The 21,116-nt window shown below is 71.8% G+C and carries 21 protein-coding genes; 11 read left to right on the forward strand and 10 right to left on the reverse strand.

Annotation, left to right across the window (positions count from 1 at the left end):
* Positions 1-32: 32 nt before the first annotated feature.
* From SROS_RS42420 to SROS_RS42440, 5 genes are read right to left on the reverse strand one after another with little or no spacing between them, the layout of a single operon-like run.
* Positions 33-851 carry an energy-coupling factor transporter transmembrane component T family protein gene (locus SROS_RS42420; protein WP_012895148.1) on the reverse strand — a complete coding sequence of 273 codons (819 nt, stop codon included), beginning with the start codon at positions 849-851 and terminating at the stop codon, positions 33-35.
* A gap of 5 nt (positions 852-856) precedes the next feature.
* Positions 857-1,420, reverse strand: coding sequence for an ECF transporter S component (locus SROS_RS46705; protein WP_012895149.1), 564 nt, complete (start codon positions 1,418-1,420; stop codon positions 857-859).
* Positions 1,417-3,069: an ABC transporter ATP-binding protein gene (locus SROS_RS42430; protein WP_012895150.1), complete on the reverse strand. Its 1,653-nt coding sequence runs from the start codon at positions 3,067-3,069 to the stop codon at positions 1,417-1,419. Before SROS_RS42430 ends, SROS_RS46705 begins: the two co-directional genes overlap by 4 nt.
* A complete protein-coding gene (locus tag SROS_RS42435; RefSeq protein ID WP_012895151.1) occupies positions 3,066-4,226 on the reverse strand; it encodes an adenosylhomocysteinase in 1,161 nt (386 codons plus the stop codon). The genes SROS_RS42430 and SROS_RS42435 overlap by 4 nt, the downstream gene beginning before the upstream one ends.
* Complete coding sequence (locus SROS_RS42440) at positions 4,220-4,795, reverse strand: Rossmann-fold NAD(P)-binding domain-containing protein (RefSeq protein ID WP_012895152.1); 576 nt, start codon at positions 4,793-4,795, stop codon at positions 4,220-4,222. The genes SROS_RS42435 and SROS_RS42440 overlap by 7 nt, the downstream gene beginning before the upstream one ends.
* Positions 4,796-5,313: 518 nt before the next feature.
* Here SROS_RS42440 and SROS_RS42445 point away from each other — a divergent pair.
* The 5 genes from SROS_RS42445 (at position 5,314) to SROS_RS42465 (ending at position 11,344) form a co-directional block, all read left to right on the forward strand.
* Positions 5,314-7,179, forward strand: a complete 1,866-nt coding sequence (locus SROS_RS42445) for a CASTOR/POLLUX-related putative ion channel (protein WP_012895153.1) — start codon at positions 5,314-5,316, stop codon at positions 7,177-7,179.
* A 202-nt stretch (positions 7,180-7,381) separates the two neighbouring features.
* Entirely contained in the window at positions 7,382-8,515 is a 1,134-nt protein-coding gene (locus tag SROS_RS42450) for a sensor histidine kinase (protein WP_245564485.1), read from the forward strand.
* Positions 8,512-9,177, forward strand: coding sequence for a response regulator transcription factor (locus SROS_RS42455; RefSeq protein WP_012895155.1), 666 nt, complete (start codon positions 8,512-8,514; stop codon positions 9,175-9,177). The genes SROS_RS42450 and SROS_RS42455 overlap by 4 nt, the downstream gene beginning before the upstream one ends.
* 159 nt (positions 9,178-9,336) lie before the next feature.
* The gene (locus tag SROS_RS42460; protein ID WP_012895156.1) at positions 9,337-10,584 is read left to right on the forward strand and encodes a cytochrome ubiquinol oxidase subunit I; all 1,248 of its coding nucleotides are present in this window, start codon (positions 9,337-9,339) and stop codon (positions 10,582-10,584) included.
* Between the two features lie 10 nt (positions 10,585-10,594).
* The gene (locus SROS_RS42465; RefSeq protein ID WP_012895157.1) at positions 10,595-11,344 is read left to right on the forward strand and encodes a cytochrome d ubiquinol oxidase subunit II; all 750 of its coding nucleotides are present in this window, start codon (positions 10,595-10,597) and stop codon (positions 11,342-11,344) included.
* Positions 11,345-11,545: 201 nt separating this feature from the next.
* Here SROS_RS42465 and SROS_RS42470 read toward each other — a convergent pair whose 3' ends face one another.
* On the reverse strand, positions 11,546-11,767 hold the full coding sequence (locus tag SROS_RS42470) for a hypothetical protein (RefSeq protein ID WP_012895159.1): 222 nt from the start codon (positions 11,765-11,767) through the stop codon (positions 11,546-11,548).
* A gap of 179 nt (positions 11,768-11,946) precedes the next feature.
* On the opposite strand from SROS_RS42470, the gene SROS_RS42475 reads away from it, so the two are divergent.
* Both SROS_RS42475 and SROS_RS42480 read left to right on the forward strand, forming a co-directional pair.
* Complete coding sequence (locus tag SROS_RS42475) at positions 11,947-13,206, forward strand: sensor histidine kinase (RefSeq protein WP_012895160.1); 1,260 nt, start codon at positions 11,947-11,949, stop codon at positions 13,204-13,206.
* Positions 13,203-13,886: a response regulator gene (locus SROS_RS42480; RefSeq protein ID WP_012895161.1), complete on the forward strand. Its 684-nt coding sequence runs from the start codon at positions 13,203-13,205 to the stop codon at positions 13,884-13,886. The genes SROS_RS42475 and SROS_RS42480 overlap by 4 nt, the downstream gene beginning before the upstream one ends.
* A 160-nt stretch (positions 13,887-14,046) precedes the next feature.
* Here SROS_RS42480 and SROS_RS42485 read toward each other — a convergent pair whose 3' ends face one another.
* Together SROS_RS42485 and SROS_RS42490 are read right to left on the reverse strand one after the other, a co-directional pair.
* Complete coding sequence (locus tag SROS_RS42485; RefSeq protein WP_012895162.1) at positions 14,047-14,694, reverse strand: response regulator; 648 nt, start codon at positions 14,692-14,694, stop codon at positions 14,047-14,049.
* Positions 14,695-14,761: 67 nt separating this feature from the next.
* Entirely contained in the window at positions 14,762-15,865 is a 1,104-nt protein-coding gene (locus SROS_RS42490) for a sensor histidine kinase (RefSeq protein WP_245564486.1), read from the reverse strand.
* A 113-nt stretch (positions 15,866-15,978) separates the two neighbouring features.
* On the opposite strand from SROS_RS42490, the gene SROS_RS42495 reads away from it, so the two are divergent.
* The gene (locus SROS_RS42495; RefSeq protein ID WP_012895164.1) at positions 15,979-17,067 is read left to right on the forward strand and encodes a DUF418 domain-containing protein; all 1,089 of its coding nucleotides are present in this window, start codon (positions 15,979-15,981) and stop codon (positions 17,065-17,067) included.
* Positions 17,068-17,073: 6 nt separating this feature from the next.
* On the opposite strand, the gene SROS_RS42500 is transcribed toward SROS_RS42495, so the two are convergent.
* A complete protein-coding gene (locus SROS_RS42500; protein WP_012895165.1) occupies positions 17,074-18,249 on the reverse strand; it encodes an alpha/beta hydrolase family protein in 1,176 nt (391 codons plus the stop codon).
* A gap of 204 nt (positions 18,250-18,453) precedes the next feature.
* On the opposite strand from SROS_RS42500, the gene SROS_RS42505 reads away from it, so the two are divergent.
* Both SROS_RS42505 and SROS_RS42510 read left to right on the forward strand, forming a co-directional pair.
* Positions 18,454-18,810, forward strand: a complete 357-nt coding sequence (locus SROS_RS42505) for a hypothetical protein (RefSeq protein WP_012895166.1) — start codon at positions 18,454-18,456, stop codon at positions 18,808-18,810.
* Between the two features lie 190 nt (positions 18,811-19,000).
* Positions 19,001-19,402, forward strand: a complete 402-nt coding sequence (locus SROS_RS42510) for a VOC family protein (protein ID WP_012895167.1) — start codon at positions 19,001-19,003, stop codon at positions 19,400-19,402.
* A 20-nt stretch (positions 19,403-19,422) separates the two neighbouring features.
* Here the strand turns inward: SROS_RS42510 and SROS_RS42515 are convergent, their stop codons facing one another.
* Positions 19,423-20,187: an alpha/beta fold hydrolase gene (locus tag SROS_RS42515; RefSeq protein WP_012895168.1), complete on the reverse strand. Its 765-nt coding sequence runs from the start codon at positions 20,185-20,187 to the stop codon at positions 19,423-19,425.
* 188 nt (positions 20,188-20,375) lie between these two features.
* Here SROS_RS42515 and SROS_RS42520 point away from each other — a divergent pair, with 188 nt between their 5' ends.
* Positions 20,376-21,011 carry a TetR/AcrR family transcriptional regulator gene (locus SROS_RS42520; RefSeq protein WP_012895169.1) on the forward strand — a complete coding sequence of 212 codons (636 nt, stop codon included), beginning with the start codon at positions 20,376-20,378 and terminating at the stop codon, positions 21,009-21,011.
* Positions 21,012-21,116 lie beyond the last annotated feature (105 nt).

The following is a 21,116-nucleotide window of genomic DNA, read 5'->3' on the forward strand; positions in this document are numbered from 1 at the left end:
CGGCGTCCGCGTCCTTTCGAGGACCTGGCCGGTCACGGCGCCCACACCTCGCCGAACGGCCCGAAGAACTTGGCGGCGGTCATCACCGCGGCGAGCGCGAGGAACCCGCCCATGACGAGGTAGTCGGTGCGGCCGAAGGCCAGCTCGCGCATCCAGGTGCGGTGCTTGGCGCCGAAGCCGCGCAGGTCCATGGCGTTGGCGGTGTCCTCGGCGTCGATCAGCGCGTTCACCGTCACCGGGACGACGACGGGCTTCAGCGAGGCGAGCTTTCTGAACGGGTTGCGGCTGCGGCTGTGCTCGTAGCCGCGGACCCGCTGGGCGTCGATGGTCTCGCGGAGCGCGGCGACCGTGGACGGCAGGAACCGGAACGTCAGGTCCACGCCGTAGGCGAGCCGCTGGGACAGGCGAAGACGGGCGAGGGCGACCCCGAGGTCGGACGGGGCGATCGCGAAGGCCACCGGGAAGCTGACCATGGCCAGGGAGGCGTAGCGGACCAGCAGGGTCCCCGCGTACGACAGCGTGGCCCAGGTGACCTCCGTCCCGGTGAGCGGGACGGTGAACAGCGCCTCGCCGGCCCCCACGCGGGTGTCCGCCGCGGTGAAGACGCTGTTCACCGCCACCAGCAACGTGGTGAAGGTCAGCATGAAGACCCAGTTGGCCCTGACACCGCGCCACGGGATGCCCGCGGCGCGGTAGTACACCAGGGCGACCGCGGCGCACACGAGCATGCCGCGGAGGTCGGCGACGTTCGCCACCGCCACGAAATAGAGCACGGGGACCAGCAGGAGCACGCGCGGGTCACGTCGCGCGAGGAAGGAACCCGCGCCCAGATAGCGTGGCGTGACGTCCATCGGCCCTACAGGCCCGCGCGCTTGGCGAGCGGCTCCCAGGCGGCGTCCAGCGCCGGGGCGAGGATGACGACCGCGATGCCGTTGGCCAGCAGCGCCGGGAGGTAGTTCAGGAAGAGGAAGGTGTTGAAGTCGATCCCCAGGATCCAGAGGTCGGTGATGGTGAACAGCAGGCCGAGCGCGGTCGCGGCGAACGCGCCGAGCGCGGTGACGACGTGGCGGAGCGTCTCGCTGGAGATCGGCGGGATCGCGGTGAAGATCAGTGCGGCGAACGCGCCGACCAGGCCGTTGGCGACGCTCCAGTTCCACCAGATCAGGCCGGCGCCCTGGATGAGGTCGATGACGACGTTCCCGACGAAGCCGACGAAGAAGCCGGTGATGACGCCGAAGCGCTTGCCGAAGAACGGCACCAGCGCGAACGCGGGCCGGACGGTGACGCTCTGGGTTCCGGGGATGAGGAAGCTGAACAGGCCGAGCACGGCGTAGAGGGCCGCGCCGACGGCGCCGAACACGACCGTCCTGGAGTCGATCGTCCACGGGGAGTGGCGCGGCGACAGTGCCTCGGTACTCATGAAGGGGGGGTTCCTTCCGGGTGGGGGATGAGGCGCGCGAGGTCGAACGGGTGGGGAATCCCTCCCGCGCCGTGGACGTGGTCGCGGATGGCCCGGACCAGGCTGGTCTGGCGGAGCCCCGCGCGGGACCAGACGTCCGCGTCGCGGGCCAGTTCGGCGGCCGGCGCGTCGGCGACGACCCGGCCCCCGTCGACGACGATGATCCGGTCGGCCGAGGTCAGCGCCAGATCGACGTCGTGGGTGATGAAGTAGACGCTCTCGGAGGCGGCCATGACCTGCGCCATGAACCGCGTGGTGGCGTGCAGGTCCTGGCCGGCGGTGGGCTCGTCGAGGATGAGCGTGCGGGGCCGCATGGCCAGGGCCAGGGCGACGGTGAGGCGGCGCTGCTGGCCGAAGGAGAGCGTGCGCGGCGAGCGGTCCATGACGTCGGTCTCGTCGTCGAGGAGCATCGCGCGCAGCGCGTCCTCCGAGACCCGCCGGATCTCGTCGGCCGGCCAGCCGAGATTGCGCGGGCCGAAGGCCAGCTCGTCGCCGACCGTCGCGCAGAACAGGGCCTGGCCGGGGTTCTGGAAGACGTATCCGAACGTGGTCGCCAGCTCCAGGGTCGAACGCTCGGTGACCGGCTCGCCGTCCACGTGGACGGCGCCGCGCAGCGGTTCGAGGAGCCGTACGGCGGCGCGCAGCAGCGTGGACTTCCCCGCCCCGTTCCGCCCGAGGACCGCGACCCGCTCCCCGGCGCCGAGCGCCAGGTCCACGCCGTCCAGCACGGCCTGTCCGGCGTACCCCAGCGCGACCCCCCGGTACTCCAGCCTCGCCGCCGCGCTCCCGCCCCGGCCCCGCCGTACGGCGGGCCCGCCGGTCCGGGCGAGCGACACGTCGGACGCGGCGGGAAGCTCGGCGGCCCGGTCCACCAGCGTCCCGAACGGCAGCTTCACGTGGGCCACGGGCGCGGCCGCCAGGAAACCGGCCACGTCCCCCGCGTAGCCGCTCCGCCCGTCCTCCAGGTAGAGGACCTGGGTGGGGGCGAAGTCGAGGATCTCCTCCACCCGGTGCTCGACGACCACGGCGGCCCCGCCGTCGTCGACGAACCGGCGCAGCTCGCGCATGAGCCGCAGGCTCGCCTCCAGGTCGAGGTTCGCCAGCGGCTCGTCCACCAGGACGACCTGGGGCCGCATCACCAGCACTCCGGCGAACGCGACCATCTGCAGCTCGCCGCCGCTCAGCTCGGCGGTCGCCCTGCCGAGCAGGTGCCGGATGCCCACCCGGTCGACCACCTCGCCGATCCGGCGGCGGATCTCGGCCCGGGGCAGGCCCAGGTTCTCCGGGCCGAAGGCCAGCTCGGAGTCCACGGTGGTGCCGACGATCTGCTTGCGGGGGTCCTGGAGCAGGGTGCCGACGGTGGTGGACAGCTGCCTGACGCTCTGCCGGGCCACCGGCCGGCCGCCGACCAGGACCTCGCCGGTCACCTCGGCCCGGTAGGCGTGCGGGATGAGCCCGTTGAGCAGCCGGAGCAGCGTGCTCTTTCCGCCGCCGGAGGGGCCGCTGACCAGCGCGAGATCGCCGGGGCCCACGGCGAGGTCCACTCCGGCGAGCACCTGCCGGCCGGTGGTCTGGTAGCGGACCGAGGCGGCCCGCACTTCGATGATCACAAGCCTCTTCCCAGGAACTCGCGCTGGCGTGCGGACGGTGTGTCGAGGCCGATCCCCAGCGCGCGCAGCTTGAGGCGGGCGACCCGCTCGTCCAGCTCTTCGGGCAGGAGGTGGACGGCGGGCGCCATCGTGCTCCCCCGCCTGACCAGGTGGTCCACGGCGAGCGCCTGAACGGCCAGCGAGAGGTCCATGATCTCGATCGGGTTGCCCTCGGCCGCCGCGCAGTTCACGCACTCCCCCTCCGCGAGGACGGTGACGCCGGCCGGCACGTCGCCGGCCTCGACCTCGTCCGGCACGCCTCCGGCGACGGCCACCACGGCACCGGGCCTCATGGCCCGCAGGTGCTCGCGGGTGACGGTGTGCGCGACACCGGTCGCGGAGAACACCAGGTCGGCGTCCGGGCAGGCGTCGAGGAGCGGGCGGACCTCGTACCCCTCGTGGTGCGCGCGCAGCGCCGCGAACGGCTCCACCTCGGTCACGACGACCCGGGCGCCGAGCGCCCTGGCGTAGCGGGCCACGCCCTGGCCGACGTAGCCGTAGCCCGCGACCACGCAGACGGCGCCGGCGAGCTGGAGCCCGGTCAGGTCCAGGGCAGCCATCACGCAGGACTGGCCGGTCCCGTGCACGTTGTCGAACAGGTATTTCGAGCGGGCGTCGTTCACGGCCAGCACGGGGATCCGCAGCTCGCCCCGGTCGGCCATGACCCGGAGCGGGCGCAGGCCGCTGGTCGTCTCCTCGGCCGCTCCGATCAGCCCTCCCAGGAGGTTCTCGGCGTGCGCCAGCCGTACGACCCTGGAGCCGTCGTCGGCCAGCACGTCCAGCCCCTCGCGGAGCATGCGCAGCGCGGAGTCGCGGTCCCGCTCCGGCGAGGCGTCCGAGCGGGCGAGCACGGCGACGCCCTCGGACACGAGGGCGGCGGCGACGTCGTCGGCGGTCTCGCTCGCCGGGCAGGTCACGATCACGTCCGCCCCGGCGTCCCGCAGGGTCAGCGCCAGGTTCGCGGTCTTGGGCTCCAGCACGAGCACCAGGCCGACCGTGCGCCCGGTCAGGTCGAGCTCTCCGGCGATCGCGTTCAGCACCGGCATGGACCGCCGCGCCCAGGCGATCCGCTCCAGCCCCCGCGTCCGGAGCGAGGCGTCCCTGATGTCGGCTAGCACGCCATGTCCAGCACGAACACCTCGCGGCCGGGACCGAGCCGGTAGCCGGTGATCCCGTCGCGGACCCTCACTCCCGGCAGCCCCGCCAGAACACCGCCGGTCCCGGACGCTCCACCGCCGGTCCCGGACGGCCCGGCGGGCGCTCCACCGCCGGTCCCGGACGGCCCGGCGGGCGGTCCGCCATCGGCCCGGCGCGGTTCACCGGTCCCGGACGGTTCACCGGTCCCGGACGATGTACCGGGCTCGGACGGTTCACCGGTCCCGGACGCTCCCGCCGGGGGCGCGGCGGGGATCAGGATCGCCCCGTCCCGCAGGAGGGGCAGATGCGCCTCGGTCGCCCCGATCACCAGGTCGGCGAGCGCCACCGCCTCGTCCTCGGCGAGCACCCGGTGTCCCTGAAGGGCCGCCGCCGGGTCGGTGAGGAGGGTCTGGGCGCCCATCGCCCTCAGGCGGGCGGCCAGCTCCGGCTCGTCGCCGATGACGGCCACGCGTTTGCCCGCCATCAGCAGGTTGGTGAGCCGGAGAATGGTCTGGATCGCGGTCTGTGCCCGGCGATGTCCGTCACTCATGGCCCCTCATCCGATCTTTGGCAAGATCCGATTAAAGGGGAGATCCACACTCAGTGACAATGCTCTTTCACCAATAAAAGGCGCCAATCACCACATGTGAGCCTCAGTGGAGGCCGGTCCGGACATCAAACGTGACCAAACGCCCGTCAATGTAACTACGTTGCGGTTACATTTGGCTCCATGCCGGGGTCATCGGCTCCGATCACAGACCCGCCGTCGCGGGACTCCCGGCCCTGGGCCTCCGTCCCCGGCAGTGGTTTCCCGGGTATGTCATCCGGCTGCCGGCAGACCCTCCGCCGGACGATCCGGCCGGGTCACGCACCCGCGACCAGGCCGCCGTCACACCCCCGGCACCGGAGCCCGGGTGATCGAAGCACCGGCGACCAGCATCCCGGCCGTCAACGCCGCGCTCGCCGGGAGCGACCTCCCCCGCCCGCGTTTCATGGATTTGCGAACACCAGAGCGACATGGAATTTTTGTGTGATCGTTTGTCGGACGTTCACCCACGGGAGGTACCGGTGTCCAGGGCGACGTTCCGGGAACGGGTTCGGTACTGGTTCGACAACACCATGTCGCGAGGCACGGCAGCCCTGATCGGCTGGCTGGCTCTGATCTCCTTCGGGCTGATCCTGCTGGTCACGGTGTTGAGCATGTGGCTGACGCCGGTCGAGGCGGCCAAGAACAACGGCTTCCCCGGAATGCTGTGGATGTCGCTCATGCGCACGCTGAGCCCCGGCAAGATCGCCAGTGACAGCGGGAGCGCTCCGTTCGTCACGCTGATGTTCGTCGCGTCGCTGGGTGGGCTCTTCATCGTGAGCGCGCTGGTCGGCGTGCTCGCCAACGGCCTCAAGACCAGGTTCGAGGAGCTGCGCAAGGGCAAGTCCCGGATCATCGAGACCGGGCACATCGTGATCCTGGGCTGGTCGGAGCAGGTTTTCACGATCATCACCGAGCTGGTCCAGGCGCACGCGAGCGAGCGGGGGTCGGTCATCTCGATCCTGGCCGACAGGGACAAGCCCGCCATGGAGGACGACATCCGCCAGCACGTGGGCGACACCGGCAGGACCAAGCTGGTCTGCCGGACCGGGCGGCCCACCGAGCCGACCGACCTCGACCTGATGAACCTGGACTCGGCCCGCTCGGTGGTCGTGCTCTCCCCGCAGGGCGACGACCCCGACGCCCACGTCATCAAGACGCTGCTCGCCCTGGCCAAGCGCTCCGGCGACCACCCGCCGGTGGTGGCCGCGATCGCGAGCACCGCGAACATGGCCGCCGCCCGGCTGGCCGGCGGCCCGGACGTCCACCTGGTCGACTCCGACGACACCGCCTCCCGGCTCATCGTGCAGTCGTCACGGCAGTCGGGCATGTCCGTGGTCTGCATGGACCTGCTCAACTTCGACGACGGCGAGATCTACCTGCGCTCCGACCCCGACCTCACCGGCATGGCGTACGGCGACGCCCTGCCCGCCTACCAGACCGCCACGGTCATCGGCCTGCGCGGGAGCAGCGGGGTCATGCTGAACCCGCCCATGGACACGGTGATCTCCGCCGAGGACGAGGTCATCGTGATCGCCCACGACGACTCGCTGATCCACCTGGCCGACGGCATGCCCGGGGCCCAGGAGGAGTCGATTCTCTCGGTCGAGCACACCAGGCCGGGCCCGGAGCGGACCCTGGTCCTCAACTGGAACAGCCGGGGGCCCCAGATCGTCCGCTATCTCGACGGCTACGTCGCCCCCGGCTCCGTCCTGGACATCGCCTCCGACCATCCCGACGCCGCGACCGGCTTCGAGGGGCTGCGCAGCCTCACGGTGAACGTCAAGGAGTGCGACACCGCCGACCGCTACGCGCTGGAGTCCCTGGGCCTGGGCGTCTACCAGCACGTGATCGTGCTCTCCGACGACCGCTTCCCCGCCGGCCACGCCGACACCCGGACGCTGATGACCCTCCTGCAGCTCCGCGACATGCAGACCTCGCTAGGCGAGCGCTACTCGATCGTCAGCGAGATGCACGACGAGAACAACCGGAGCCTGGCCGAGGTCACCGAGGCCGACGACATCGTGATCAGCGACACGGTGATCGGCCTGCTCCTGGCCCAGCTCGCCGAGAACCAGCACCTGGCCGAGGTGTTCGACTACCTCTTCGACTCCCGAGGCTCGGAGATCTACCCCCGCCCGGCCGACCAGTACGTCCGTCCGGGCGCCCCGGTCAGCTTCGCCTCGGTGATCGAGTCGGCCCGTCGCCGGGGCGAGACCGCGATCGGCTACCGCCTGGCGGAGCGGGTGAACGAGGCCCCCCACTTCGGCGTCGTCCTGAATCCCGACAAGTCTCGCCCGCTCCGCCTCGGCCGCGGGGACTCGGTGATCGTCCTCGCCGAACGCTGACCCGCTGCCCTGTGTCCGTGGTCCGTGGTCCGAGGTCCGAGGTCCGAAGGCCGTGATCCGAGGTCCGAGGTCCGAGGCCCGTGATCCATGATCCGAAGGCCGAGGCCCGTGACCGAAGGCGGCTGCGGCTGAAGGCCCGGGGCCGTGGCCCGGCACGGTCCGCCGTATCCGGCCCCGGTAAACGATCGATAAAGTGCCGGGCGTGGAACCTCGCCGCATCCCGATCGAGACCGCGGTCACCGTTCTGGTGATCCTGACAGTGCTCGCCGGGACCGTCACCATGGCCGTCCTGCGGCCGGAGGTGACGCCCAACGTCTGGGACTACACGATGCCGCCGGTGGCGTGCGCCGCCGCGGTGTTCCGCCGCCGCTTCCCGATCTCGGCGCTGCTCCTGGCCGGAGCGGCGGCCGGGTTCTACTACCCGATGGCGCGCCTGGACGGATGGATCCTCCTGGCGGTGCTCCTCACCCTGTTCACCGCCGCCGACCTGGGCCATCTCGCGGCGGCGGCGACCATCACGGTCGCGGGCCTGCTGGCGGTCACCCTCGGCGAGGTGAACAGCCCGATCCGGCACCTCGACGACAGCCAGTTCCTGCTGCTGGGCGGCTGGGTGTTCGCGACCCTGGCGATGGGCGGGATGTCGCGCAACCGGCGCGCCTACCTGGCGGAGGCCGGGCGGCGGCTGGCGGAGGCCGAGCGCACCCGCGAGGAGGAGGCGCGGCGCAGGGCCGCCGAGGAACGGCTCCGGATCGCGCGGGAGCTCCACGACACGCTCGGCCACAACATCTCGATGATCAACGTGCAGGCCGGGGCCGCGCTGCACCGGATCAAGGACCGGCCCGGACAGGCCGAGACGGCGCTGGCGACCATCAAGGAGGCCAGCAAGGAGGCGCTGCGGGAGCTGCGGGCCACGCTGGGCGTGCTGCGGCAGGTGGACGAGGACTCCCCCACCGGCCCGGCGCCGAGCCTGGCCCGGATCCGGGAGCTGGCCGACCGGATCGGGCTCTCCGTGCGGATCGAGATCCTCGGCGAGCCCCGGGCCCTGCCCGCCGAGGTGGACCACGCGGCCGTGCGCATCATCCAGGAGGCCCTGACCAATGTCACCCGCCACTCGGGCGCCGGCGCCGCCGAGGTCGTCATCCGGTACGGCGACGCCGACCTGACCCTCCGGATCGACGACCACGGCCCCGGAGCCTGGCCCCGCTCGGAGACCGGATTCGGGATCATCGGTATGCGGGAGCGGGCCACCGCCCTGGGCGGGTCCCTGGAGGCCGGTGACCGCCATACCGGCGGTTTCCGGGTCTCCGCACGGCTCCCCCTGAGAGGAATTTCATGATTCGCGTACTGCTCGCCGACGACCAGACCCTGGTCCGCGCCGGTTTCCGGTCGATCCTGGAGGGCGAGGACGACATCGAGGTGGTCGGGGAGGCGGCCGACGGGGTGCGGGCCGTACAGCTCACCAGGGAGCTCGGCCCCGACGTGGTGCTGATGGACATCCGGATGCCCGAGCTGAACGGGCTGGAGGCCGCGCGGCAGATCATCGCCGACGACGGGCCGGCCGTCACCAAGGTGATCATCCTGACAACCTTCGACCTCGACGACTACGTGTACGGCGCGCTGCGCGCCGGGGCCAGCGGCTTCCTGGTCAAGGACACCGAGCCGGCCGAGCTCATCCACGGGATCAAGGTGGTGGCCAGGGGCGACGCGCTGATCGCGCCCTCGGTCACCCGGCGGTTGATCGCGGAGTTCGCCGGGCGGGTGAAGCGGCCCGAGCCGGGACCGGAGTTCAACGGGCTGACCGAGCGCGAGCGCGAGGTGCTGACGCTGGTCGCCGGCGGGCTGTCCAACGACGAGATCGCCGCCAGGCTGGTGCTGAGCCCAGCCACCGCCAAGACCCACGTGAGCCGGATCATGACCAAGCTGCACGCGCGGGACCGGACGCAGCTCGTGGTCCTCGCCTACGAGGCGGGCGTGGTCACCCCGGGGTGGATGGGTTAGCCGCCGTGCAGGCGAAACGACCGCATAGGCGAAACGACCGCGTAGGCGAGGCGGCCGCGTCGCGGTGAGACGCACGGCCCGGGGACACAACTTCTGGAGTACGGCGCATGCGCTCCGGGAGGGACGCGCGGGCGGCGGCCGTACCGGGACTCTGAGGGCATGGAGACGCTCGACCTCGCCCGCCTGCAGTTCGCCCTCACCGCGGGGGCGCACTTCCTGTTCGTCGCCCTCACCCTCGGCCTGGCCACCCTGGTGGCGCTCATGCAGACCCGGGCCACGCTGACCGGCTCGGCCGTGCACATGCGGATGACACGGTTCTGGGGGCGGCTCTACGTGATCAACTACGCGATGGGGATCGTCACCGGGCTGGTGATGGAGTTCCAGTTCGGCCTGGCCTGGAACGGGCTGACGCACTTCGCGGGCAACGTGCTCGGCGCCTCGCTGGCGATGGAGACGCTCGTCGCCTTCTTCGTCGAGTCGACGTTCCTGGGGTTGTGGATCTTCGGTTGGGACCGGCTGAACCGGTGGGCGCACCTGGGGGTGCTCTGGGTGGTCACCCTCACCGCCTACGCCTCCGCCTACTGGATCATGGTCTCCAACGGCTTCCTGCAGAACCCGGTCGGCGCCGAGGTGGCCGGCGGCGTGCTGCGGCTCACCGACGCGGCGGCGGTGCTCGCCAACCCGGCGGCGATCACCGCGTTCGGCCACATCCTCTGCGGCGCGCTCCTGGTCGCCGGGTTCTTCGTGGCCGGGGTGAGCGCCCACCACCTGCGCAAAGGGACCGGCGAGCAGGAGTTCTTCCGCCGTTCGCTGCGGATCGGCGTGTTCACCGCCCTGCCCGCGGTGATGGCCACCGCGGCGCTCGGCGGCGCCCAGTTCGACACGGCGCAGCCGATGAAGATCGCCGTCTACGCCGGCCGGACGGAGGAGGTCGCGCGGCTCCAGGCCGAGATGGTCGCCGCGCACGGACCGGGTGACTACATCCCGCCCGCCGGGCTGGTGCAGGGCAGCGGCACCGCCATGATGATCATTTTCGCGCTGATGATGGCGGTCGCGTGGCTGAGCGCCCTGCTGGCGCTGTTCCCCCGGGCGGTCCACCGGCTGCGGATCTGGCACGTGCTGCTCACCGCGATGATCCCGCTGCCGTTCGCCGCCATGCTCGCCGGCTGGGTGTTCCGGGAGGTGGGCCGCCAGCCGTGGACGGTATACGGCCTGCTGACCACCGAGGACGCGCTGAGCGACCTGTCGCCCGGCGCGATCCGGTTCTCGCTGGCCGCCTTCACCCTGCTGTTCGGCCTGCTGGTCGTGGTCAACACCTGGCTGCTCGCCCGCAACGCCCGCCAGGGCCCGGTGGACACCGCCGCGGCCCCCGCCTCCGCCGAGCCGCTGCCGGCCCCGGTCTTCTGAAGGGACCTCCATGGAGATCACGCTTCTGGCGTTCTTCGCCGTCGGTTACTTCGTCCTCGCGGGCGCGGACCTGGGGGTGGGCGCGCTCCTGCCCTACCTCGGCCGCTCCGACGACGAGCGCGGCCGGGTGCTCGCCTCGATCACGCCGTTCTTCCTGGGCAACGAGGTCTGGCTGATCGCCTCGGCCGGGATCCTCGTCGGCGCCTTCCCCGTGCTGGAGGGGGAGCTGCTCAGCGGGATGTACGTGCCGTTCGTGATGCTGCTGCTCGGCTGGGTGGTCCGGGACGCGGGGATCTGGCTGCGCGGCCGGGTCGACCGGGCCGGATGGCGGGGCGGGTGTGACGGCGCCGTGGCCGCGGGAAGCTGGGTGGTGGTGCTGAGCTGGGGGTTCATCCTCCCCGGGATGGGTCAGGAGCCCGTCACCGGCCTGGGTGCGGCGATCGTCGTGCCCGCCGTCGTCGCGCTGTTCTGCGCCCACGGGCTCGCCTTCGCCGGCCTGCGGCTGGCCGGAGGCCCGAGGGAGCGGGCCCGGCGGTTCTACGGAGCTTCGAGCGAGCGCACGATCTATGCCCTGACCGCGGGCGGGATGGCACTGGTCTGCCTGCTGGCCGGATCCCGCCTGCCACTGGCGGAGAATCTGGCCGACCCGGCGACCCTCGCCCTGCTCACTCCCTCACTGCTGGTGATCACTCCCGTGCTGGTGGCGTCACAGGTGTGGCTCTGGCGGGTGTTCGGCCGGACTCCGGTCAGGTCGCAGTGATCATGAAGGCCAGGCCGAGCAGCACGACGACGGGGATCAGCCATACCACGGCCTCGACTGCGAACTCCTTGTACACGGTCAACTTCTCCCTTTGGGTCGCACCAAAATACATAGAACTGGCAATGCGAAGCATATGCGCACTCGGGGCCACCCTCGCACGCGGACCCGGCTCCGGCGGGGTGCCCTCGGGCGCCATGACGGCTAGGCCCGTCTCGCCGCGATGACCAGGGCGCCCCCCAGAGCCGCCAGGATCAGGTTCGCGAAGATCTCGTAGCCTGCCAGGAAGTCCAGGCGGTTGACGACGAGACGGTTGAAGAGGTTGAGGAACAGGCCGAAGACGGGCTGGGTGGCCAGCTGGTCGATGGTCCCGCTGATGCCCTGGAGGACCATGACGATCCCCAGGAACCGGATGATTTCTCGCATGGTCGAAACGGTAGGGACCGCCGCCGTTCCGGCGGATCGGGCATCGGGATCCCCCGCCCCGACCGATGTCCCCGCTTCCGGACGTCGCGGCCGGCGAAAGTATCGCCCGCCGCGACTTCGGTATCGCCCGCCGCTCACGACAGGTGCGGCCTCTCCGGCACGGCATAGGCTCTGCGGAGATGAACGGATCCGCGACCGCCCCCCGGCGCGGCCTCCGCGACTGGGCGGTGGACATCGGCCTGTTCCTGCTCGCGGCGGCCTACGGGGTCCTGATGTCCGCCACGCGCCTGGAAGCGCCACCGCTGCCGGGACCGAGCTGGCTGTTCGGGCTCGACCAGCTCACCGGCGCGCTGGGCTGCGCCGCGCTGTGGCTGCGCCGCAGCCGGCCGGTCGAGCTCGCCCTGACGCTGGTCGCCCTGTCGGCGTTCTCCGAGCTGGTGGCCGGCGCGATGCTGGTGGCGCTGTTCACGGTCGCGGTGCACCGTTCTCCCCGGACCACGGCGGCCGTCTTCGCGCTGAGCCTGCTCGCCGCGCTCGGATACGTCGTGCTCCGTCCCGAGCCCGGCACGCCCGGCGTCCTGCTGTTGCTGCTGGGCGTCACGGTCCAGGGCGCCGCGGTCGGCTGGGGCCTGTCCATCCATCACCGGCGCCGGCTCGTGCTGTCGCTGCGTGACCGCGCGGCCCGTGCCGAGATCGAGGCCCACCTCCGTGCCGAGCAGGCGCAGCTCCACACCCGCGAGCGGATCGCCCGGGAGATCCACGACGTGCTCGGCCACCGGCTGTCGTTGCTGAGCGTGCACGCCGGCGCGCTGGAGTACCACCCGGACGCCCCCGCCGAGGACGTCGCCCGCGCCGCCAAGGTGATCCGGGAGAGCGCCCACCAGGCGTTGCAGGACCTGCGCGAGGTCATCGGCGTTCTCCGCGCCCCGGTCGGCGAGCTGCCCCAGCCCACCCTCGCCGACGTCCGGCAGCTCGCCGCTGAGTCGGTACGGGCCGGGATGCGGGTGGACCTGAGCGAGGAGCTCACCGGGGCCGTCCCCGACCGGGTCGGCCGCACCGCCTACCGGATCGTGCAGGAAGCCCTGACCAACGCCCGCAAGCACGCCCCCGGGTCCGAGGTGCGCGTGCGCGTGGCTGGGGCACCGGGCCGAGGGGTGACCGTCGAGGTGTGCAACACCGCACCCGCCGCCTCCACGCCTGCACCCACCAGCACGCCCGCACACGACGCCACCGTGCCCGACACCGCCATGCCCGTGCCCGAGGTCGCCGCGCCCGTGCTTGCCCCCGGCGCCGCCGCCGTACCCGCACACGACGCGCGGCCCGGTCAGGGCCTCGTCGGCCTCGCCGAACGCGTCGCCCTGGCCGACGGGCGCCTGGAGCACGGGGCCACCGCCGCGGGTGGCTGGCGGCTGGCGGCCTGGCTACCCTGGCCGCCATGACCGCATCAGAGCCGTGGACGGTGGGCGTGCTCATCGTCGACGACGACCCGCTGGTCCGCGCCGGCCTGGTGATGATGCTGGGCGGCGCTCCCGACATCCGCGTGGTCGCCCAGGCCGGTGACGGCACCCAGGTGCTGCCCCTGGTCGATCGGCACGCCCCCGACGTGGTCCTGATGGACATCCGGATGCCCGTGATGGACGGGCTGGCCGCCACCGAGGTCCTGCGCGCCCGCCCGGGGGCGCCGGAGGTCATCGTGCTGACCACCTTCGACGCCGACGACCACGTCCTGCGCGCCCTGCGCGCCGGAGCCGCCGGGTTCCTCCTCAAGGACACCCCGCCCGACGAGATCGTGACCGCGGTGCGCCAGGTGGCCCGGGGCTATCCCGTACTGTCCCCGGTGGTCACCCGGCGCCTCATCGCCCGGGTCGCCGACTCCGGCCACGACCGGCGTCGCACCCGGGCCGGGGACCGCCTGGCACTGCTGAACGCCCGCGAACGCGAGGTCGCCGTGGCCCTCGGCCAGGGCAGGTCCAACGCCGAGATCGGCGCCGTGCTCCACCTCAGCGTCCCCACGGTCAAGACCCACGTCTCCGGCATCCTCACCAAGCTGGGCCTCAACAACCGCGTCCAGATCGCGCTGCTGGTCCACGACGCGGGACTCCTCGACGACCAGGAGTGACGGCCCGGGGATCCCCGGAGGCCACCTGGCAGAACCGGCGACATCATCAAAGCCGCACTCGTTCTCCCTCATTTCGACCACAGCTACGCAACGTGAAAACGGAGGATTCGGGGGCACCTCACGTCATACGTCCGATGCTCGACCCTGATGTCGCCGGCCGTTATCCCGTGCCCGTCATGCGGCTCTCCCAGGCCCAGGCCACGATCTTGACCCGGCTGCGTACGCCGAGCTTGGCCATGATTCCCGACACGTACCCCTTGACCGTGCTCAGCGAGATGAACAGCTCGTCGGCGATCTCCTGGTTGGTGCGTCCCCTGGCGATCGCCTGGACGATCTCGGTCTCCCGCGCGGTCAGGGGCTGGGCGGGCATGCGGGCCTTGGCCCGGGCTCCGCGATCGGCGAGGTGGCGCAGCAACCGCAGCGTGATCGTCGGCGAGATGAGCGCGTCCCCCGAGTATGCGGCCCGCACGGCCTCGACCAGCAGGATCGGCCCCGCGTCCTTCAGTACGAATCCGGCCGCGCCGCAGCGCAGCGCGCCGTAGACGTACTCGTCCAGGTCGAACGTGGTCACCATGACCACCCTGGGTGGGGCGTCGGCCAGCGCGCGGGCGACCTCGATCCCGTCGAGGCGGGGCATCTGGATGTCCACCAGGCACACGTCCGGGCGCGTCCTGCGGGCCTGCTCGATCGCTTCGACACCGTCGCCCGCCTCGGCGACCACGGTGATGTCGGGCTGGTCCTCGAGAATGATCCGCAGGCTGGCCCGGATCATCGCCTGGTCGTCGGCCAGCAGCACCCGGATGGTCATCGTCACTCCCTGACGGGCACGGGCGGCATCATTCGGCATCGGCGCTTCCCGGCGGGCGCAGGCGGTGTCATCGGTGTTCGCCGGTGGGGATGGTGGCGCGGACGGACCAGCCGGATCCGGGGCGGGGGCCGGCGCTCAGGGTGCCGCCGAGGGCTTCGAGGCGTTCGCGCATCCCGATGAGGCCGTACCCGGCGCGGCGGTAGCGGCGGGCGGACATCCGCGGGGCGTCATCTTCGACCTCGACCGTGACGGCCTTCTCGTGCTGGGTGATACCGATGGTGACCGCGCGGGCATGCGGGGCGTGCCGGGAGACGTTGGTCAGCCCCTCCCGCACGATCCGGTACACGGTGCCGCTCACCTCTGGCGGCCAGCCGGACGGCTCGGCGGCCAGCCGCAGGTGCGCCCGCGGTCCGGGGAAGCCCTCGATCAGCTCCTCCAGCCGTTCGCAGCCGGCGGAGGCGGGGACGGCGTCGCGCAGGAGGCCGACCACGCGGCGGGTGGCGGCCAGGGCCTCGGAACCCGCGGTTTCGATGTCGGCGAGGGATCCGGCCGTCTTCTCCGGGTGCTTGGCGGTGACGAGCTGGGCGGCCTGGGCCTGGAGCACGATGCTGGTGATGTGGTGGGCGACGACGTCGTGCAGTTCCCTGGCCAGCTCAAGGCGCTCGGCACGCCGTACCCGCTCGGCGACGGTGCGGCGGCGGGCGGCGAGCAGCCGGAGGCCGAGCCCGATCACCAGGGCGCCGAGCCAGGCCAGACCGCTCAGCACCGGCACCGCCGAGCCGGGGTTGGCGAGGAGGCCGCCCGCCGCCACGGCCGGCCCCGCGGCGGCCACGACGCAGGCCGTGCGGGCGGGCAGCGTCCTGACCGCGGAGCCGACGAGCACCGCCAGCCCCAGGGACGTGGCGGGGCCGGGTTCGGCCGGCAGGTGGACGAGGCGGGTGGCGAGGACGGCGAGCGCCACCACGGTCAGGCCCGCGACCGCCGTCCACAGCGGGGTGCGGCGGCGCAGCAGGGCGAGCACGCACACGGACGCGCCGACGGCCGCGCCGAACAGCCAGTAGCCGGCACCCCAGCTGTCGGCGACCCGGTGCGCCTGGAAGGCCACGGCCGCCGCGAACACGACGCCGAGCCCGGCGTCAGCCGCCATCTTGAGCCGATCGGGAACAGGCACGGCGTCCAGGCTAGGAGAGGGACCCCGCCGGCCTGTACCGGCCGAAAGTACTGTTCTCTTCCCTGCTTTCCGTCGATGTGAGGAGTGGGTCGCGGGTCGCAGGATGAGGCTCCATGTCACATGAAACGCGCCCCCCGACGCCGGAGGCCACGGGGCTCGGGCAACCCACGACGACTTCCTCCGGCCGGCCGCGTGTCGCCGCGCTCGACGTGCTGCGCGGGTTCGCCCTGTGTGGAATCCTGCTCGCCAACGTCAAGCCGATCGCCCACATGGGCGACACCACACCGGTTACACAGTCTGTAGCGGCTGCTCAGGACGGCGCCTGGCTGGGCCTGCTCGTCGACCAGCGCTTCTTCCCGATCTTCTCCTTCCTGTTCGGCGTCGGTTTCTCGCTGCTGCTGGACTCCGCGGGCCGCCACGTCCTCCGCCCGCGGCTGCTCCTGCTGCGCCGACTCCTGGTCCTGCTCGCCCTGGGCCTGGCTCACATGTTCCTGCTGTGGCGGGGCGACATCCTGACCATCTATGCCGTCGTCGGCCTACTGGTGCTGCTGCCCTCGACCTGGCTGCCGCGCCGGGTCGTCGCGGGGCTCGCCGCCGTCCTCATCGCGACGCCGCTGAGCCTCGGCAGCAACGGTCTGTCACTGGTACCCGGGCTGTTCCTGCTGGGCTCGGCGCTGACCCGGTACGGCGTGATCGACCGGATAGAGCGCTCCGTCCGCGTTCCGGCCGCACTCGGCCTGGTCTTCACGGCGGGGGCGGTGCCCGCCCTGTGGCTGCAGATCGAAACACAGATCGGCGACGCGACCTTCAGCTTCTGGTTCGCCCTCGCGGGGATGCTGATCGCGGGCGTCTACGTGTGCGTCCTGCTGCTCCTGCTCAGAACGCCGCTCCGGCCGGCGCTGCAGGGGGTTTTCGCGCCGCTGGGCCGGATGGCGCTGACCAACTACCTGTCCGCCACGCTCCTCGTCCTGGTGGCCGCCCATGTCATCGGCGGCTCGCCGGACGGCTGGTCATCGGCGACGGTGGTCCTGCTCGCGGGAGCCGTCCTCGTCCTTCAATGGCTGGTGTCCACGCTCTGGCTGCGCCGCTACCGCCAGGGCCCACTGGAATGGCTCTGGCGGTGGGCCACCTGGGCCCACCGCCCACCCCTGCGCCGCGCCCCCGGAAGGCCCGGCCGACGGGGCCGGGCCTTCCGGGGATGAACGCGGTCAGGGATTCTGGAACCTGACCTCGGGATTGGCCGTCGAAGGCCCGTCGAGCAAGGGCTGCGGGACACCTCGCAGGTGCAGGTCGAAGAAGGCGCCGACATAGGCACGCGTGATCTCTCCCGAGCGCTTCCCGGACAGCGGCGCCTCGGGGGTGGACAAGCCGAGCTGGCCGCCGAGCACCGGCAGATCGACGAAGGTGAAGTGCCCCGAATCAGCCACGGTCAGCCAGCGCTTCCAGCCGTCCAAGCGCGCCCAGTCCCGGGCCCAGGACTTGTCCTCGCCACCCGGTCGATGCAGGGAATCGGTACCGAGCATCATGAAGGGGCGGCCGTTCAGACCGGAGGCGGGCACGGGGACGAAGAACGTGCCGTCCATGTTCACCCCGGCCCGCACACGGCGGTCGGTCGCCATCGTCTGCGCGGCGCTGTTGCCGCCGATGGAGTGCCCTGCCATGCCGATCCGGTTGCGATCGATCATCTTGGCGTGCTTCCAGGCCGGATGGCGGCCGGTCAGCTCGTCGAGTACGAACGACACGTCCTTGGCGCGGCCCTTGGCGACTGCGCCGATGCCCGGGTCGTCGTCCTCGACCCGTTCACAGGCGACGCAGGTGGTCATCCGCCCGCCGGGGAAGGCCGTACCGGACGACTCGTAGGCATGGTCGACCGCCGCGACGACGTATCCCCTGCTGGCCAGGTCCTCGGCGACCGAGGTGAGGGTGGCGCGCGGCAGCGTGAAACCGGGAGACAACACGACCATCGGATACTTGCCGGCGGCGGGCCGGGCGTCGGTGCGCGCGTTCGTGCGGGTGGCGCTCACCTGCTTCGCGGGGATCGCTCTGTCCAGCTTCTGGAACTTGAGCAGGAGCCGGGCCTCCTCGGTGCTCATGTAGGACGCGGCTCGGCCCGATCCCCGGTGGGCCGGGTAGAACATCGACACCATCAGCTCCCGCGCACCCGCCTTGGGCACCCACGGGTCCCGGCGATCCTTGTCGACGAGATGCAGCGTGTCGCGGCCCACCGCGTTCGGACCCGTCGGGCCGGGCAGCGCGAGCCGGGTTTCGGCGACGGACGCGGATCTTTCGGCAGCCGCGGGCACAGCGAACGTCGTGGTCACCGCGCCGATCGGCAGCGCGGCGGCAAGCAGAGTGGCTAGGACCCCATGGGCGATTCTGGTCATGATCGGACCGTACTGACCCGTTTCCAGCGGTCGATACTGACGAAAGTCAGGGGCCACCCCTGTCTTTTCGCCGGCGTCACGACCACCCGCCCTGCCGGCACGGCGCGCCGCATCATCCGAGGATGACCGGCCCGATGCCAGCCAGAGCCACCTTGGTCGCTGAATGTAATGTTATGACTACATTTGACGGAAGGAGTGCGGGCGATGGCAGACACGGGTGACGAGCAGGCGGACGTCCTGAGCGAGCGGCTCACGCTCGGCACGGGCTTCACCGAGGACGAACGCCCTGAGATCGTCGAACGGTTCACCGCCCTGGGGAAACGGCTGCGCTCCCATCCTCCCGACTCGGTGGATCTGCGGCTGAGCATCAAGAACCGGGGCCGGGCCGAGCAGAAGGTGACCCTCGAATGCCGGCTCGCCGGCGTCGAGCCGCTGGTCGCCACCTCGACCGAGCCCGAGCTTTCCAGTGCGCTGACCGAGGTCCGCGAGGACCTGATCCAGCAGCTCGACAAGCTCAAGACCCGGAGGGATCCGCGCCACGACCGGCCCCATCGGCCGTGATCCCGCCCGCCGTACGGCCCGCTCCGGCGGCGCCCGCGCCACGACGGGCCGTGGTCCACCGGCGACAGAGGCGACACGCCCCGGGCCTGACGGCCGTGGTGCGTCAACGATGAGATGCCATGCCGGGAATGTCGGATGTGGTGATCGCGCTGTGCCCTGCACAGCATCCGTGATCGCTTGAGGAGCCGTCATGACCGTCCGTGAACTGCGCCTGGTCGTCACCGCCGCCGACTACGACGAAGCACTGCGGTTCTACCGCGACGTGCTCGGCCTTCCCGAGCGGGCCGCCTTTGCCTCCCCCGACGGCCGGGTGACGATCCTGGAGGCGGGCCGGGCCACGCTGGAGATCGCCGACCCGGGGCAGGCCGAGTTCATCGACCGGGTCGAGGTGGGGCAGCGGGTGGCCGGGCACATCCGGGTGGCCTTCGAGGTGGACGACTCGCCCGCCACCACCGCCAAGCTCGCCGGAGCCGGGGCCAAGGTGATCGCCGAGCCTGTCCGGACCCCGTGGAACTCCCTCAACTCCCGCCTCGAAGGCCCGGCCGGGCTCCAGCTCACACTCTTCACCGAGCTGGGCTCCGAAGAGGGGTGACCTCCTCCCCGGGGCCGTGATCAGAGGGTTCCGATGAACTCCCTGATCAGCCCGGTCAGCTCGGCGGGCCGCTCCAGCACCACCACGTGGCCGCTGTCGAGCTCGGCGTAGCGGCTGCCCGGGATCAGGCGGTGCAGCTCCCGCGAGTGCTCGACCGGGACCAGGTAGTCCTGGGCGTTGCCGATGACCAGGGTGGGCGCGGTGATCAGCGGGAGCCGGTCCCGGATGTCGACCTTCAGGTCGAGGGCGATCTGCCGGGCGGTTCCCGCCGGAGGCTCGGCCGCGAGGACCTGGGCCAGTCCCTCCTCACCCCACCCCCGCATGAAGGCCGGGCTGAAGGCCAGCAGAGAGGCGGCCCCGGCGAAGTCACCACTCTCCAGCGACTTCGCCCAGAAGGACAGGCCGAGCCGGAGCCGAGGGTCGTCGTCGCCGTGCGCCCACCCGGCGACGAGGACCAGGCTGCGGATCCGCTCGGGATGCTTGGCGGCCACCGCCGCCGCCACGACCGCGCCGAGCGAGAACCCCACGAGGTCGGCGGGGCCGTCGAAAGTGGCGGCGACCTGGTCGACGAGCAGGTCCAGGGTGAGCTCGCCCTCGGGCAGCGGGGTGCCGCCGCTGCCGGCGTAGTCGGGTGTGATCACTGTGTGCCGGTCGGCGAACCCGCCGACGAGGTGGCCGAAGTTCGTCAGCGAGTCGCCGCCGGTGCCGTGGACGAGCACGAGCTCCGGCCCCTCCCCCGCGACGTCGTAGTGGACGGGGGTGGCCGAGACGGAGACAGTGGGCATGGCAACCTCTTCGGGGTTCGAAAGCCGCCGGTGGCGGCGGGCCGGCACGGAAGACCGCGCCGGGACCGGACAAGCGGGCAGGTGGGCGGGGAGACGACCGAAGCGGTCTTCACGCCGACCTCCATCTCTTTCTGTAGCGATCGCTACAGAAAGAGACCGTAGCAGTATTCTGTAGCGATCGCTATACAATGGTCCGTGTGAGCAGACAGCGGAGCTTCGACCGGGACACCGCGCTGGAAAGCGCCCTGCTGGAGTTCTGGCGCCACGGATACGAGGCGACCTCGATCGCCTCACTGACCGCGGCGATGGGCATCCGCCCGCCCAGCCTCTACGCCGCCTTCGGCGACAAACGGCGGCTGTTCGCCACGGTGGTCGAGCGGTACCGGCACACCCGCGGCACTTTCTCGACACGCGCACTGGCCGAGGAACCGACGGGCAGGGCCGCGATCGCCCGGCTGCTCCGCGAGACCGCGGCCGAATACAGCGACCCGGAGCACCCGCCGGGCTGCATGATCATCAGTGCTGCGGTCAACTGCGGCCCGGAGTCGGCCGACGTCCAGGAGGCGATGCGCGGGCTCCGGGAGGACGCCAAGGCGGCGATCAAGGCGCGTGTCGACGGGGACGTGGCCGCGGGCCTGCTGCCGTCCGGCACCGACACCGGCGCCCTCGCCGTGTTCTACGCGAGCGTCATCCAGGGCATGTCCGTCCAGGCCCGCGACGGCATCGGCCGCGAGGACCTGGAACGCGTCGCCGACCTGGCCATGCTCGCCTGGCCGGGGGAGGCGGAGAGCCCGCGGCAGGCGGAGAGGGACGCGACCGCCTGACCGGCGGGAGGTCCGTGACCGCCTGACCGGCGGGAGGTCCGTGACCGCCTGACCGGCGGGAGGTCCGTGCCCGCCTGCGGGACGTGACGGAGGAGGGCCTCCTCA

It is taken from the genome of Streptosporangium roseum DSM 43021, from assembly GCF_000024865.1.
GTDB lineage: Bacteria > Actinomycetota > Actinomycetes > Streptosporangiales > Streptosporangiaceae > Streptosporangium > Streptosporangium roseum.

Excerpts from the sequence above, each read along its gene's own strand:
- SROS_RS42485 (WP_012895162.1), bottom strand. The coding sequence starts at position 14,694 with ATGACCATCCGGGTGCTGCTGGCCGACGACCAGGCGATGATCCGGGCC.
- SROS_RS46705 (WP_012895149.1), bottom strand. The coding sequence starts at position 1,420 with ATGAGTACCGAGGCACTGTCGCCGCGCCACTCCCCGTGGACGATCGAC.
- SROS_RS42470 (WP_012895159.1), bottom strand. The coding sequence starts at position 11,767 with ATGCGAGAAATCATCCGGTTCCTGGGGATCGTCATGGTCCTCCAGGGC.
- SROS_RS42455 (WP_012895155.1), top strand. The coding sequence starts at position 8,512 with ATGATTCGCGTACTGCTCGCCGACGACCAGACCCTGGTCCGCGCCGGT.
- SROS_RS42480 (WP_012895161.1), top strand. The coding sequence starts at position 13,203 with ATGACCGCATCAGAGCCGTGGACGGTGGGCGTGCTCATCGTCGACGAC.
- SROS_RS42460 (WP_012895156.1), top strand. The coding sequence starts at position 9,337 with ATGGAGACGCTCGACCTCGCCCGCCTGCAGTTCGCCCTCACCGCGGGG.
- SROS_RS42500 (WP_012895165.1), bottom strand. The coding sequence starts at position 18,249 with ATGACCAGAATCGCCCATGGGGTCCTAGCCACTCTGCTTGCCGCCGCG.
- SROS_RS42475 (WP_012895160.1), top strand. The coding sequence starts at position 11,947 with ATGAACGGATCCGCGACCGCCCCCCGGCGCGGCCTCCGCGACTGGGCG.
- SROS_RS42440 (WP_012895152.1), bottom strand. The coding sequence starts at position 4,795 with ATGAGTGACGGACATCGCCGGGCACAGACCGCGATCCAGACCATTCTC.
- SROS_RS42515 (WP_012895168.1), bottom strand. The coding sequence starts at position 20,187 with ATGCCCACTGTCTCCGTCTCGGCCACCCCCGTCCACTACGACGTCGCG.
- SROS_RS42420 (WP_012895148.1), bottom strand. The coding sequence starts at position 851 with ATGGACGTCACGCCACGCTATCTGGGCGCGGGTTCCTTCCTCGCGCGA.
- SROS_RS42465 (WP_012895157.1), top strand. The coding sequence starts at position 10,595 with ATGGAGATCACGCTTCTGGCGTTCTTCGCCGTCGGTTACTTCGTCCTC.
- SROS_RS42495 (WP_012895164.1), top strand. The coding sequence starts at position 15,979 with ATGTCACATGAAACGCGCCCCCCGACGCCGGAGGCCACGGGGCTCGGG.
- SROS_RS42510 (WP_012895167.1), top strand. The coding sequence starts at position 19,001 with ATGACCGTCCGTGAACTGCGCCTGGTCGTCACCGCCGCCGACTACGAC.
- SROS_RS42520 (WP_012895169.1), top strand. The coding sequence starts at position 20,376 with ATGGTCCGTGTGAGCAGACAGCGGAGCTTCGACCGGGACACCGCGCTG.
- SROS_RS42505 (WP_012895166.1), top strand. The coding sequence starts at position 18,454 with ATGGCAGACACGGGTGACGAGCAGGCGGACGTCCTGAGCGAGCGGCTC.